Genomic DNA, 15,021 nt, shown 5'->3' with positions numbered 1-15,021 from the left:
ATTGTCGTCTCTGCCGGTCCGGGTCTGGACGCGGGCAAACCGGTTGATGGTGGGACTCAGGACGTTCAGATCTTGTCCTACGATGCGATCGCTGAGCGGTGGAACGTCACGTTCGATGCCGCGAACTCGATGACTGCGGCCGGATCCGTTGACGCGGTGCCGCTGCTTCCTCAAACCAATCGTCTGATGTCGGTGACGGTAAAGGGGTTTCGTGCCGATCAGGACAAACCGGCGTACCTGCTGATCACTGGTGTCGACTCCACTGCGAATCATCCGCTGACCCTGACCGGGATCGTCTCTCTCAGCGACGGCGTCGCAAAACTGGCCTACCGCAGCAACCAAGACATGAACGCAACAGTGCAGGTGGACGGCCCGGACACCGGTCCCCAGACACTCAACGTTACCAGCGACTACTTTCCGCCCTGGGCTCCAGCATGCTGTCCGCTACGCAAGTACACCCGAACCATCGGAGCACGGGGCAATGCCGGTCTCCTCATCGATCTCAGCGATGACCGACCATGGCTCGGAGCATGGCTGGGCCAACCTTCTGAGGGAGACGGGCCCACCGGCAGTGGAGTCGTGGTGAGCACGATCCCCGGATCACCCGCGTCCGCCGTGCTACAGCCGGGCGATTTGATTCTCGGCGTGAAGGGCGCCGCCGTACCTGTCGGCAAACCCGTCTACGCGTTCGACGAAGTCGGATCTCATCACCCCGGGGACTTGGTCACGCTGCTCATCAGTCGACACGGCCAGGACAGCACCGTCGCGGTCACCTTGGGTTCGTTGGCCGACCCGCACGCTGCACAACCGTCCGCACCGATCGAAGGCTTTATCGGGATACAGGTCCACCCGGCGGCGGGGAGCACGCCGGGCCTCGAGGTCGCCGACATTTCGGCCGGAGGACCTGCGGCGCGGGCGGGGATGCGCGAGGGGCAGATTGTGACCGCAGCCGACGATGCGCCGGTGCGCACAGTCACCGACCTGCTCGTCGCGCTCACGGACAAGGCGGGTCATTCACTCACCTTGACCGTGGTCGACCCCTCCACGCACGGGTCGTCCTCTCTCACGGTTTCCCCGCAGACTGCCCCGTCGGGACGCCTCGCGAGTCACACCATCTGACGAAATCGGCCCGAGGGCCGACCGCTCCACCTCGGGCGCAACCTTAGATCGAAGGTAGTTGCTTCTCGGCGATTGCTCGATACCTGGGTGATCGCGCCGCCGGCTTGGCGGTTAGGGGGTCCAGGCGGACGACGACGGCATCCTTCTGTCGACGCTTCGGTACAACGTTGCCACCACCCGCGAAATCTGGTTGGGGTCGGCGGAGGTACGGCCCAACCAACCGGGGGCCGCTCGACCACTGGCCGACGTTGGTCGGCATGATCTGGCCTCGACGAGCTCCTGCCCAATATCTGCACCTTCTTCGCGCTCCTCTATCAACTACTCGACCACCTGGTTCAGCACCGCATCCTCTCTGCCCCTTGGCGTTCGGTCCGCCGCTGCTGTTAAGCGGTCCAGGTAGGCGCCTTGATCCAGCGCACTTGTACACAGCCTGCCGTGACACTGATCAACTGACTCGTAAACTGTGTACTTGCATACAGTCCGTTCAATCTGTATGTTCGTCAACAGAGCAAACGATCACCTAAGCAGTCGACAGAGCGAGGTCAACATGAACGTTGTCACCCTCCATTCCGCCCGGGTCCGCGCCGCCGAGTCCACGCACGTCCTCATTGGGTCCCGTCGCCGGCGCGACGCTCGTCGTCTGCATCTGTTGGACATCGAGAACCTCTGTGGTGCTAGTCATCTGACCGAAGATTCCGCCGGAGGGGCACTGAAGGCGTATCAGGGGCAGGTTGGGATCGGACGGTCGGATCATGTCGTGGTGGGGGTCTCGCATCACAACGTGTTCGCCGTCCGTGGCGCGCTTCCTTCCGCTCGGTTCTGCGTTCGCTCGGGCGCGGACGGAGCCGACCTCGCCCTCATTGAGGTCCTCCGCGAAGAGCGTGTGGCGGAGCGTTTCTCCAGTATTTGCATCGGCACAGGCGACGGCCTGTTCACCGAGATCACCGCAGCCTTGGCCGTCGGAGGTGTCCATGTGCAGATCGCCGCTGGACTCGGTACCGCTTCCAGGCGTCTGCGAATGGCTGCCGGAACCTTCACCCAGTTGTCCTTTGATGCCTTCGCCAAGGAGCACGCATGACCACCTCGGCCACCGACACCATCTCTACGGTGGCGATCTCGGAGATCCTCGGCGTCACCCGGGGCACCATCACGAACTGGAAGAGTCGCAAAGACGATTTCCCGGAGCCCGTGGCCGGTACCCCGCGCAGTCCCTTGTACGACCGGCAGGAAATCTTCCGCTGGCTGATCGCGAACGGAAAGGCCACGGAGAAGCAACTCCGCGGCATTGGGGTCGAAAAGATCGTCGCACAACTTCTCGACATGCTCCGAAACCAGGGACTGCACGCTGACGTCCTCAGCGCGGCAGTTTGCTACGCGCACCTGTCCCGCGCGGAGATCCTGCCGGAAGCTTGTCGTTGGACAAGCGGCGTATATGGCACCGAACTATCGGATGCAATCGAGGCGGCGAATGTGTGGACACGCTCTAGCCCTGTGACCGACACGCTCCCAATTCTTACTCCGTTGCTTATGACGCGCCGCCAGGACATCGACATTGTTGAACGCGTCCTTCGCCAGATCGACACGGTTGAGAATCTACAGTCGATGCACGATGCGCTCGTCGACGCCGCCCGTTCCGAACACTCCTGGGAAGCGACTCTTCCTACTGATCTTGCAGCAATGGTCGCCGAACTCCTTCCTGAGGCCGCAAAGAGCATCTTCGATCCGTACTGCACCAGCGGTTCGCTTATTGCGACGTGTGGGTTGCACCGGCCTGAAGCGGACCTGACGGTGGCGTCCCCCTATGACTCGTCCCTCGAATCGACGATGCGGTGGACGCTGACTGCCGGCCTCAGGCTCACCGCTCTCGGCGGTGACGTCATCGCCGGCGACATGCCTACAAATCTTCGAGCGGATGCGGTTGTGTGTAACGCCCCATTGGGGAGGAAACTAAACAACGAGCATCAGCGGATTTACGACACCGACCCGAGGTGGATGTTTGGAACGCCTCGCGGAGACATGCACTGGGCTGTCCTGCAAGACGCTATCTTCCGGCTCAACCCGGGGGGTCGCGCACTCCTGCTATGCGCTAAGTCGGTCCTCTTCAACACGATGGGTGGCGCCGGGGCCATCCGCGAAAGCCTTATTCGTCAAAGCTGTATCGAAGCGGTTATCGCGCTCCCTCCAGGTGTAGTGCGAAACACCGGAGTCGGCTTATGCCTTCTGGTGCTCGCACGCCCAGGAGAGGTACGCGATCCCGAGAACGTCTTGCTCATCGATCTCGCCAAGCCAGAGCGGCGCAGCGATCGACCTGACTTCTCGACCGCGGTTCGCACCTACCGGCGGTGGCTCGCCACCGCGACAGTCGACACCGATGCGGACTACGCCTTCAGCGCACCCGTGCGGGAGATCCTGTCGCCTCAGGGCTCCCTTGATCCTTCCAAGTGGCGCGAAGCCGCAAACCGCCCCGAAGTAGATGACCTTGTCCAGGCACTCCATCAGGCCCAAACAAACCTAGAGAAAGCCCTCTCCGGGATCACAACAACGATCGACACCGACTGGGCACCTCAGACCGGACTCGCCTCACGGCACACGACCATCGGACTGCTCTCCGCCATCCAAATCCATCGCGGCGCCAGCCTCGATCGCCGCGTCCTCGACGCCGATCCCGAGACCGGCGTTCCCGTGCTCTCCCTGCAAGCCCTCAACGGACGCGCTACCGACGAGGACATTCGATACGTCGATCCGGACACCGTGCGCGGCAACATAACTCTGACTCAGCCCGGAGACGTCGTCGCCCATTCCACACCAAGCGGCGTTGTCGCCAAGGTGTGGAACGAGGCGGGGTGGCTGCCCAATTCTCACGCCGAGATCCTCCGCGTCGTCGACGCGGCAGAATTCGATCCAGAGTTTCTAGCATTATGCCTAACATCAAGATTGATTACGGAGCCGGTCACGGTCGGCAGCATCGTGCCCAGAGTCCAATCGAAGAACGTCACCATCCCGCTAATCCCGATCATCGACCAGCGATCAGTCGTCGCCTACCTAAAGCAAATCGACAAGATCGCCGCCTACGGCCAAGGCATCGCTCGATCCGCCGCCTACCTTCAACGTGTTCTCGCAGATGCCGCGGCCAGCGGCATTGCAATGGCACGAGCGTGAAGCCATTCCTTCCTATCGGCGAGAATGCGCACGTGGTGGTCGGACGGCAGTCACCTCGGGTGCCCAACTCCCTGCGACCGGCGGTGAACAGGGCTTTGCCAGCAAAGCGGACGAACTGGCGAATCCTTCCAGAAACGGATTGACATGTATTGGGCAAGAATAGTTTTGAAAATCAAAACCAGTATGGTTTGCCACGGCGCCCCAGCGTGCAAGGTATGAGTCAGACAGGGTGGGAATAAACATGGCCAAATTCGATCCGATCCGCGATACGCACAAGTCTCTTGCGGTGCGCCGTCCTGACGTCGCCGCTCAGTGGCACCCCACTAAGAACGACGGCCTGTCTCCTGCAGATGTTGGTGCCGGTTCACAGCAGAAGGTGTGGTGGCTTGCGCAATGTGGACACGAGTGGGATGCGGCGATCAACAACCATGCCAAACGAGGTCCCGGATGTCCTATCTGTTCGGGTCAGCGGGTTCTGGCCGGATTCAACGATTTGCTCTCGCAGCGTCCGGACATTGCCGCCGATTGGCACCCCGTGAAGAACGGCTCGGTGACATCGGACCAGGTTGGCGCGGGAAGCAATACGAAGGTGTGGTGGCGTGGACCCTGTGACCATGAATGGGACGCCCCGGTGTCGAGCCGTACCCGCATCGGCGCCGGCTGCCCAATCTGCTCGGGGAAGCGGGTTCTGACCGGGTTTAATGACCTCGCCTCGCAATTCCCGGAGGTTGCCGCCGAGTGGCACCCCACCAAGAACGGTGACCTCGCACCGGAAAGTGTGTTTTCGGGCAGTACCAAAACTGCATGGTGGTCGGGACGGTGTGGTCACGAATGGGACCAGTCGATTCGCAAACGGACCAAGCGGCAGTACGGATGCCCGGTCTGCTCCAACCGCAGAGTCGCCGTCGGGTCCAACGATTTGGCGACCGGATCACCAGAAATAGCCGCCGAATGGCATCCCACCAAGAACAACACGCCAACTCCGGAATCCGTCTTCACGAACAGTGAATCCTCCGCATGGTGGTTGGGCGGATGCGGGCATGAATGGGAAGCTCGAATTGTGGATCGGACGGCGCTGAAGCGTGCGTGTCCGATCTGCTCGGGAAGGAAGATTCATGCGGGCGTAAACGATCTGCGTGCTCTCTTCCCCGAGGTTGCCGCCGAGTGGCACCCTACAAGGAACGGTCACACCACACCCGATACCACCCACCCCGGCAGCGAGAAAAAAGTCTGGTGGCTGGGCCGGTGCGGCCATGAATGGGACGCACTGGTTGCAAGCCGGACCCGTAGCGGCTCTGGTTGTCCGGTATGTTCTGGGAGGAGACTCCTTTCAGGGTTCAACGATCTTGCCACCCGCTTTCCCGACGTCGCAGCAGAGTGGCATCCGACCAAGAATCTCGACCTGCGGCCACACCAGATTGCGGCAGGCACGGCGACGCGAGTGTGGTGGCTCGGTGCTTGTGGCCATGAGTGGGACGCAACAGTCAATGACCGAACCAGCAGAGGAGGAACGGGGTGTGCCATCTGTGCTGGTCGCCGTGTTCTTGTGGGGTTCAATGATCTTGCGTCGCAGTTCCCCGAGGTGGCGGCGGAGTGGCATCCCACCAGGAACAAGGATGTCACGGCTGCCGAAATCGGCGCTGGGTCCGACAAGAAGGTGTGGTGGTTAGGCCACTGCGGTCACGAGTGGGACGCCCTGGTGTCCAACCGAACAAGGGTCGGCCAAGCGTGCCCCATCTGCGCTGGTAGCCGTGTTCTTGCGGGCTTCAATGATCTTGCGTCACAGTTCCCTCAGGTGGCGGCGGAGTGGCATCCCACCAAGAACGGCGACCTCACCGCAGACAAAATCAGCAAGGGTAGCAATCGCGACGCTTGGTGGCTTGGACCTTGCGGCCATGAGTGGAGCGCGGCGGTCGTCAGCCGCACCACGGTGGGCACGAACTGCCCGACCTGCGCAGGAAAACGGGTCCTTGCTGGCCTCAACGATCTTGCGTCGCAGTTCCCCGAGATTGCAGCAGAGTGGCATCCCACCAAGAACCGTGACCTCACTCCTGACGGCATCCTCGCTGGCAGCGCGAAGCCCGCCTGGTGGTTCGGTGCCTGCGGGCACGAGTGGCGCGCAGCGATTGTGAATCGGACCCGTCAAAACACCGGCTGCCCGGTGTGCGCCGGGCTGCGTACGATTGCCGGTTTTAACGATCTCGCCTCGCAGTTCCCCGACGTCGCGGCGGAGTGGCATCCAACAAAGAACGGCGACACCGCTCCTGACGCGATCAGTGCCGGAACCAGCCGGAAAGTCTGGTGGTTGGGCCACTGTGGTCACGAGTGGGACGCACGAGTCGCGAATCGGACTCGTCACGCCAGTGGTTGCCCGATATGCGCTGGCTTGCGCGTGCTCGAAGGATTTAACGACCTCAAGTCGAGATTCCCGGAGGTGGCATCCGAGTGGCACCCCACCAAGAACGGCGACGCGCGACCTGAGCACATCACCGCGATCAACGACCGGAGAGTTTGGTGGCTCGGCATCAGCTGCGGGCATGAGTGGGACGCACCAATCAAGGATCGAACACGGGGAAGCCAGGGCTGCCCCATTTGCGCAGGCCGCCGAGTCAAGGCCGGGTTCAATGACCTTGCGTCCCTGTTCCCGGCGATCGCCGCGCAGTGGCATCCCAGCAAGAACGGCGCCCTGACACCCAGCGGAGTAACGTCCAAGACCGACAAGCGCGTCTGGTGGCTCGGTCCATGCGGCCACGAATTCGAAATGCCCGTGTTGTGGCGCACAAATCAGAAGATGGGCTGTCACTGTGAAGTGAAGGTGTGGAACGCACGCCGGCTCGAGGGCTTCGTCGCCGATCTCGGAGAGCACGCCGACTCGATGACCCCAGCCATGCTCTATGCCATCTGTCAGCAAGCCGGTGTCCTGGCATCAACGAAGGCCAGCGACATCACCGACCTTCTCGCAGACCCGCAACGCCTCATCGGGCTGGCAGATTTGGATTCTGATTCGCCCCTTCCCGATCAGGACATGCCCGATTCCGATGTTGTCGAAGGTCTCAACCCCGCAGGCGACATCCCCACACCGGACGAAGCTGCGTCTGCAACATCCGACGACACGAATACCGACGACGAACCGACTTGCGATAGTCACGACGCCGGCCTGCCCTCACTCACGGTCGACAAAGTGCTCGCGATGGGTGAGAAGTTTCTGGCAAGCTCCGACGTGGACACGGCAGAGTACTTGACAATCGCTGCAGCCGAACAGATCTGGAAGATCGCCTACCGACTCGACGAGCGCCATCTCAGCGATGCGCAGCGCCACGAGCTGCAAACTGAACTCGACAAGACGATCGAACCACGCTCAAATCAATACTCAGAACGCATTCGCCTCCGCTTCCGGTCTGGGTATGAGCAGGCGATCGCCCTCGTCCCCGCCGGCAACTGGTCATTCAGAGTAGGCGACGCCACCGAAGTCACCCAACCAAACCTCATGCAGAAGCACGTCGCTGCACAGCTTCTCAGCCGCAAGCGCGTCGGCAACTGGTCTGGCACCGGCGCGGGAAAAACGGTTTCGGCCATCCTCGCCGCAGGCCTACTTCACGCCGGTCACGACGGTGGAATCGTGCTGGTCATATGTCCCAACAACGTCGTCGCAGGATGGGCGAGCTCCATCAAGAACTGCTATCCCGACGCTCGAGTCGCGTCGAGAACACTCTCGCCTACATGGGTGAGAGGGGCAGGTCCGCGGTGGTTGATCCTCAACTACGACCGACTCCCAGGGCGTGAGGGTGCGATCAAGAACCTCATTGTCGACAACCGTGTCGACATGCTTGTGATCGATGAAGTGCACTACGTCAAGGAACGCCAGAACACTCCAACGTCCCAGCGGCGCCAAGTATTGACCGCTCTCACAGTCGAGGCGAGCCAATCGAATCCAGAGCTAGCAGTTCTCGGAATGTCCGCAACCCCCGTGGTCAACGACCTGCACGAAGCACGAAGCCTCCTCGAAATGATCGAGGGCGTCAAACTCGAGGACCTGGACACCGCAAGCACGGTTCCCAACGCCATGCGAATGCACCAACATCTCGTTCGGGTGGGATCGAGGTGGATGCCCGAGTACGCGGCCGAACTCGAATTCACGACCCCGGCAATCGACGTGTCACACCGGCTCGACGATGTCATTGCGCTCGGAGGGCACCCCGTGCCGGCCGCGCTCGACCAAGTCTTGCTGGCAGACAAACTCGACACCATCGTCGCCGAAAGCCGAATCGGACAAAAGACCCTGATCTATACCCAATTTACGACCGGAATCGTCGAGCCCCTGATGCAAGCGCTGACCGCTACAGGGCTGCGGGTCGGCCTATTCACGGGTGACGACAAGGACGGACTCAGTCGGTTCACCGGAAAATGGCCAAGCGGCGAACCGGTCGCCGATCAAGAACAGGTCGATGTTCTGATCGGATCCGAGGCAATCTCGACCGGCGTCGATGGGCTTCAACATGTTTGTAACACACTGATTTTCGCAACCCTACCGTGGACGCACGCAAACTATCAGCAGATAGTTGGCCGAGTTCACCGACAGGGTCAACAGTCGCACATTGTCAAGGTTGTCGTGCCATCAACGTTTGCTGACGTGACTAATTCCGACGGCGATGTCGAGCGGTGGTCGTGGTGCGGGCAACGCTGGGCACGCGTGGCGATGAAAGAATCATTGTCCGATTGCGCGGTCGACGGGATGGTTCCGAGAGGAGTGTTGGTCACACCAGCAGAAGCAGCAAAGTCGAGCGTCGACTGGCTGCGCCGTCTCAAGGATATCGGCGCTCAGACCATTACGCGGAAACCCATTGACGGCCTCCTGGGCGAGGATGTGGACCGAATGTCCGATACCACGAGGATCGCACGCTTTGGAGAGCTGTCAAGGATGAACGGTGCTTGGGCATCTACGCGTTCCACCCTTACGCACACACGCCTGGCCGAAGATCCGACTGAATGGTTCCGATATCACGATCTGTACAAGCGGGCGAGGCAACAGTGGTCTGTCGTGCCCGCCATCGAGTTTGCCGGATGGCTCAATAGGCGGCAACGTCCGTACACAGTCGCGGACCTAGGATGCGGCGAGATGCTGCTCGCAGACCACTTGACGGGGACCCACACTGTATTGCCATTCGATCACGTCGCCATCGACGATCGAGTTACCGCGTGCGATATCGCGGCACTTCCGGTCGACGACGCCTCCGTCGATGTGGCAGTGCTCTCGCTCGCCCTTATGGGCAAGAACCACACTGACTATGTGCGCGAAGCGCACCGAATCCTCCCAGTTGATGGACAACTCTGGCTTAGCGAGCCCACCTCGCACATCGGTGCAGACGAACTCCGACTTGAGCAGGTATTTGCCGATTACGGGTTCGACGTTCTTTCGGTGGATGTCCGCGAGCAGTTCACGTTTGTCCGCGCGATCAAGGGGGAACAGGTTCCGCGACAGATGGCATCTCCGATCAAGCTCGGCACTTGATCGGCGATGTCTGAGAAATTCTCTGACACTGGGGTCTGGACTCATGTTGAATTTGACGGCTTGCAATCCGTAGGGAAGGGATAGGAGTTCGGCGTACACACAAGCTCGGCTAGAGGGGCGCCTCGGACAGGGGCGGAGGCATAGGTCTCGGTAGCCGCGGCGTGAGTGAAACTCACGGCCGCCAACCAGCTGCCTGAGTCGACCCTCTATTCTGTTACGACCGTCTCGACGGAAATCTATGATCTTGTATTGTCAAGTGGAGGGCACATCGTGCGGGTTGCAGTACAAGCCGACCGGATCTACCCATCGGAAAGTGGTCCCCCAGCTCTCGTTCTGGTGCCAGATAGCTGGGATGACTATCACTACACCACGACGTACGATCTATGGATTCGAACGGCCAATATGTTCAGAAACCTCGGCAAGGTGAAGGTCGGTCGCGTTGGGTTAGGCGAGCGCGAACGACCATTTAGTGGCGGCTCGGAGTTCACCACCGGTTTGCCGAAGGAATATTTCTCTCTCGGTCAAGATGATAGCTATTACGAGACGATCCGAGACTTTGGCGAGCCTCTTCGTGCCGACGTTTTCGAATCCCTACAGGACATCGCATACAGCGAGAGCGCTTTCGAAGTATCTTCCGCGCAGCAAGTTACAGATGTGTCTCTTCTTCGTTCAATTAAGCGCGGTACGGTAATCCGTCAATTTCGGAGAATCGCGCAGGGCGGCGTACGCCTTTCTACCTTCAGTTTCAAATATCAGTATCCGGCGGGTACCGACTTCCTAACTTCGCCGGAGCTAACCTTCAATGTTGACCCCGAGTCGAATCCTCCGACGAATGTGCACGTGATCATTGGGCGTAACAGTGTCGGAAAAACGACCCTCCTTCAAAGGTTGGCGCGCACTCTTCGGGAGCCGAATAATCACAATTTTGGTGAGATTGAGGATATGGCCGACCGCGAGGCTGAGCCGTTTGTAAATCTTGTTTCCGTTGCATTTAGCGCTTTCGACCCTTTTGATTACCCAGAGTTTTTTGACTCAAGCTCAAGCGAAGGGATCAGTTTTTCTTATGTTGGACTGAGGGCGAACGTAGATCCAGCGCGAGTTTTTATGACAGATGTTGACGAAGCCGTCGGGCGGATATTGAAAAATGCAAACGAACTCGCAGAGGAGTTCGCTGACAGTCTCCAGGAAATTATCTCGGTTGGTCGCCACGGACGCTGGCGAAGTGCCGTCGAGCTGCTGGAGAACGACCCGAATTTCGCGGATTACGCCGTAACTTCCCTCCTTGATCGCGCAACGGAATTGCGAAACGAGGAGGAGATAGCGACCGATCGTGAGAAGGCGAGGGTGCTTTTCGACGGAATGAGTTCTGGCCACAAGATAGTCCTCTTGACGATGACCCGCCTTGTGGAGGTGGTTGTGGAGCGATCGTTGGTGCTGCTCGACGAGCCTGAGTCGCATCTTCACCCCCCTCTGCTCGCGGCCTTCATCCGAGCGCTCTCAGAATTGTTGATTGACCGAAACGGTGTGGCAGTGATCGCAACACACTCTCCGGTTGTTCTGCAGGAGGTGCCAAGCGGATGCGTATGGAAGTTGCGGCGCCGCGGCGATGTTCTGATTGCCGAAAGGCCAGAAATGGAAACGTTCGGCGAGAGTATTGGTGCTTTGACCCACGACGTTTTTGGGCTCGAAGTTACGGGCTCCGGATTTCATCGTGAGATCGCCCAGGCCGTCGATCGGTTTGAAACGTACGAGCAAATAATCCGGCATTTCAATGGTCAGCTAGGGGGGGAAGGCAAGGCGATGGTCCGAATTTTGCTCGCGGACCGGAATAGAGGCACTGCGTAATGCTTCCGCTAAACCGGCCCTCGTTCGACATTGCTGTTGTCTTACCAGCGTGTGTCGCAGGGATGCGAGACGCAGAAACTCGCGATAAAGTTCTTTCGCTGCTCCCGGATTTTGTTCGAGCGGAACTTGAGTTCGAGTTAGCAGTTGTCGCAGAGTCCCTTCATGAACTCAGATCGGACGAGTTCAAGTTCGACGGCATCGAGGCGGAGGTGCTCGTGAAGCGAGTATACGAAGACGGGATGGTTGGCCGGAAAGCCGGACGAGTATATTACGACGTGTTGATGCAGTCTTCGCCTCACGAAAGGTGCCCGCTTTGTGGGTTCGGGCGTGTGAAGACGTTAGATCATCATTTGCCGAAGATGCAGTTCCCGGCGTTATGTGTGTCGGCTCTAAATTTGGTCCCAGCCTGTAATGAATGCAACAAATCAAAACTAGAGGTTACTCCGGCTGTCGCGATTGAGCAGACTCTGCATCCATATTTTGATCGTCTTGGTGACGACCAGTGGCTGTTCGCGCGTGTCATGCGGGAGAAGTCGCCTAGCGTCGAGTATGACGTCCGTACTCCCGCCAATTGGGGCGCGCTGCGGGCCGAGCGGTTGCGGCATCATGTACAAGTGTTCGATTTGCTAACTCGATTCTCGCTTGAAGCCAACAGTTTCATTCCCGATCTTCGGACCAGACTTCAGAAGTTGCTAGACAGGACTGGGGCGGCCGGTGTATCGGCTTACCTGTCCGACGAAGCCGAGTCGCGCCAAGTCGCTAGAACTAACGGCTATCAGGGCGTCGCATTCCAGGCGCTAGCGTCCGATGAGTGGTTTTGCAACGGCGGGTTCGCCGAGTTTGAATGAAATGTTTTCGTTCGGTGTAGCTCGGAACGGTATTGCGTTGGATCAGCGCCAATGCCGCGACTGGTCGGAGGACATGCTTGGAGTCGCACCCTGAGCGCGCTTCCACGTAGCGGATGAGGAGGTCGAGCGTCTCGGCGTCCGGGTGTGCGGGCCAAGTTCTCCCGGCGATGAACCCATTCGAGCGTGGTGAGCGCGTTCTGGGTGGTCTCGGGAATCACGGACTTCGCCAGGCGCCACAACGAGAACATCTTGCTGGTTGGGAATTTCGCGTTCACGCGGCGCATCCGCCCCATCCGGTGGTGTCGGGTGTGGAGTGGGTTTGTCGACCACCGCCACAGGTTCGGGCGGTAACCGAGTCGTACAACGTAGACGCTCGCTCGTCCCGGTCGCCGGAGTACAGCGACGGGGCCGCGCGCTCGGTACGCGGCCACGCCGAGGTCGTGTTCACCATTCGCGCCGGTAATCGGTGCGGCAGGCCGCCTTCGACGACGATGGCGGTTCTGGTGAGCTATCCGTTATTGTCGCTGCGGGTAACTGACCACCGCGGTTGTCGACGATCCCGGGGCGCCGTGGACCTTCCATCGCTCATGTCGGTCCAGGGAGGTAGCCGGCGGCTTCGGCAGGTCTGTCAGGACGTGCTGAAAGCAATCGAAGACGTGGTGGTGCCTGCCGCGGCGCATAGACTCCGATAGCCTGACCAGCGCTATCGATTCTTGGGAAACTTCGTGCCAACAGGTGAATAGTCGGCTAGCTGTGCGGGCAGGATGGAGTTGCTGGCAACTACTCTGCGACCAAAAGAACAGGAGTGCGGCGATGAATGTAACGGTAATTTTGTCCGCGAGCGCGTTGGTATTCTCCGCATTCTCGCTGTTCTTCACAGTTAGGAGTGCGAACCGGCGGGAGGTAGAAAAGACTAGGCGGGAGATGTTGACCGACGCTGTCGCTACCCTCATCGAAGAATCAACATCGCGTAACCAAACGATCATCGATTGGCATAATTACGATGGCACAGATCTGAGTAATTCCCTGATCAACATTCTGCTCAAGCACGAACGGGGGATGGCGTATCAGGTCATGCGCATAAGGATTGTCGGTTCCGGCGATCTGTATGAATGCGCCCATTCACTTCACTCAATCCACTCCGACAGCACCACTAAGATCGTTCGGTGGGAGCTCGGTAACCTTCAGACGCTCGAACCCCGTATGTCTCAAGAGAAACTGAAGTCGGTTACCGAATCTCTCATCTCAACCTTCCGTAGGGAAACGAAGCTGCACTGAAAGGAGCCTCTCAAGGGCAGAGGGGGTGAGTAGCGGGCGCTGGCCGCCCGCCCATCGTCGTCATCCCGAGTAAAAACCGCCGGTAGGGCCATTTGCCGGACGCCCCGCCGGTCGCGGACCGCATCACGGGGGATCGGCACAGCGCTGAGTAGCCAGGGCTGTGGATCCGGGACGGACAGGAGAATAGGACCGATACGGTCATCATGATCGCGGCCTGCGGCGTCTGGATTTTGAGGTGCCGGGATGTCACCCGTTGAGGGTAGCTTTCATCACCGTGCCCACGTTCACCGACCTTCTCGCTTCTCTTGCCGTGGATCCTCGCGTACGTGGCAGGCAGTTCGAACATCTCTGCCGCTGGTATCTGACGAACGACCCCCAGTATCGGGGCATCCTTCGTCGGGTGTGGCTCTGGGACGAGTGGACCGGCCGGTGGGGTCCTGACGCCGGTATCGACTTGGTCGCCGAAGACCATGTGGGGCGGTTGTGGGCTATTCAGGCGAAGGCGTATGGCCAGCAGTACGCCGTCACCAAGGCTGACGTGGATACGTTCTTGGCGGAGTCGTCCAGGGCCGTGTTCTCCTACCGGTTGCTGATCGCCACCACCGACAAGCTCAGTTCCACCGCCCGGCGCACGATCGCCGCCCAGGAGAAGGCGGTGGGACTCGTCGGGCTCAGCGACCTGCTCACCGCCGACGTGGAGTGGCCGGCTGACCCGGGACAGCTACGGCCATCACCAACGTTGGAACCCGTCCGGCCTCACGACTATCAGCAAGAGGCGATCGACGCTGTAGTCACCGGTTTCGACACCGCCGATCGTGGCCAGTTGATCATGGCGTGCGGCACAGGTAAGACACTGACCGCGCAGTTCATCAGCAAGGAATTGGACGCACAGCGCATCTTGGTGCTGGTTCCATCACTATCGCTGTTGAAGCAGACGATGCGAGTGTGGCAGGGTCAGGACCGAGTCGAAGTGCTGCCGGTGTGCTCCGACGAAACGGTGTCACGCGGCGAGGACACCCCGGTGGAGCACGTCAGCGAACTGGGCTTGCCTGTCACCACGAACCCCGCTGACATCGCCGAGTTCCTGCGCACGGGGTCCGGCCCCCGTGTCGTGTTCTGCACCTACCAGTCATCTCCACAGATCGCCGAGGCGTTCACGTTCGGTCATGTGCCCGCATTCGACTTGGTCATTGCCGATGAGGCGCACCGCTGTACCGGTCAACAGTCCTCGACCTTCGCGACTGTGCTCGACAGCGATCGGAT

8 protein-coding genes are annotated in these 15,021 nt (G+C 60.0%); 7 read left to right on the top strand and 1 reads right to left on the bottom strand.

Annotation, left to right across the window (positions count from 1 at the left end; translation table 11 throughout):
- Positions 1 to 72 precede the first annotated feature (72 nt).
- Entirely contained in the window at positions 73 to 1,119 is a 1,047-nt protein-coding gene (locus ACFWAY_RS22360; RefSeq protein ID WP_378512190.1) for a PDZ domain-containing protein, read from the top strand.
- 520 nt (positions 1,120 to 1,639) lie between these two features.
- On the opposite strand, the gene ACFWAY_RS22355 is transcribed toward ACFWAY_RS22360, so the two are convergent.
- Positions 1,640 to 2,092 (bottom strand): hypothetical protein, encoded by a 453-nt coding sequence (locus ACFWAY_RS22355; RefSeq protein WP_378512189.1) that lies wholly within the window; start codon positions 2,090 to 2,092, stop codon positions 1,640 to 1,642.
- A gap of 101 nt (positions 2,093 to 2,193) precedes the next feature.
- On the opposite strand from ACFWAY_RS22355, the gene ACFWAY_RS22350 reads away from it, so the two are divergent.
- The 6 genes from ACFWAY_RS22350 to ACFWAY_RS22325 form a co-directional block, all read left to right on the top strand.
- Entirely contained in the window at positions 2,194 to 4,278 is a 2,085-nt protein-coding gene (locus ACFWAY_RS22350; RefSeq protein ID WP_378512188.1) for an N-6 DNA methylase, read from the top strand.
- A gap of 241 nt (positions 4,279 to 4,519) precedes the next feature.
- A complete protein-coding gene (locus ACFWAY_RS22345) occupies positions 4,520 to 9,787 on the top strand; it encodes a zinc-ribbon domain-containing protein (RefSeq protein WP_378512187.1) in 5,268 nt (1,755 codons plus the stop codon).
- 165 nt (positions 9,788 to 9,952) lie between these two features.
- Entirely contained in the window at positions 9,953 to 11,632 is a 1,680-nt protein-coding gene (locus ACFWAY_RS22340) for an AAA family ATPase (protein ID WP_378512186.1), read from the top strand.
- A gap of 62 nt (positions 11,633 to 11,694) precedes the next feature.
- The gene (locus ACFWAY_RS22335; RefSeq protein WP_378512185.1) at positions 11,695 to 12,480 is read left to right on the top strand and encodes an HNH endonuclease; all 786 of its coding nucleotides are present in this window, start codon (positions 11,695 to 11,697) and stop codon (positions 12,478 to 12,480) included.
- An 813-nt stretch (positions 12,481 to 13,293) separates the two neighbouring features.
- Positions 13,294 to 13,758: a hypothetical protein gene (locus ACFWAY_RS22330; protein ID WP_378512184.1), complete on the top strand. Its 465-nt coding sequence runs from the start codon at positions 13,294 to 13,296 to the stop codon at positions 13,756 to 13,758.
- Between the two features lie 274 nt (positions 13,759 to 14,032).
- A partial coding sequence (locus ACFWAY_RS22325) for a DEAD/DEAH box helicase family protein (RefSeq protein WP_378512183.1) occupies positions 14,033 to 15,021 on the top strand: 989 nt, incomplete at its 3' end.

Source organism: Rhodococcus sp. NPDC059968, assembly GCF_042738615.1.
In the GTDB taxonomy this organism is placed as follows: Bacteria; Actinomycetota; Actinomycetes; order Mycobacteriales; family Mycobacteriaceae; genus Rhodococcus_F.
The sequence above is the reverse complement of the archived record's forward strand: the minus strand, read 5'-3'. Positions and strand labels throughout refer to the sequence as shown.

What these genes read in the sequence shown, in the direction of transcription:
- ACFWAY_RS22355 (WP_378512189.1), bottom strand. Translation starts at nt 2,092, where the DNA reads ATGGACACCTCCGACGGCCAAGGCTGCGGTGATCTCGGTGAACAGGCC.
- ACFWAY_RS22350 (WP_378512188.1), top strand. Translation starts at nt 2,194, where the DNA reads ATGACCACCTCGGCCACCGACACCATCTCTACGGTGGCGATCTCGGAG.
- ACFWAY_RS22345 (WP_378512187.1), top strand. Translation starts at nt 4,520, where the DNA reads ATGGCCAAATTCGATCCGATCCGCGATACGCACAAGTCTCTTGCGGTG.
- ACFWAY_RS22335 (WP_378512185.1), top strand. Translation starts at nt 11,695, where the DNA reads ATGCGAGACGCAGAAACTCGCGATAAAGTTCTTTCGCTGCTCCCGGAT.
- ACFWAY_RS22330 (WP_378512184.1), top strand. Translation starts at nt 13,294, where the DNA reads ATGAATGTAACGGTAATTTTGTCCGCGAGCGCGTTGGTATTCTCCGCA.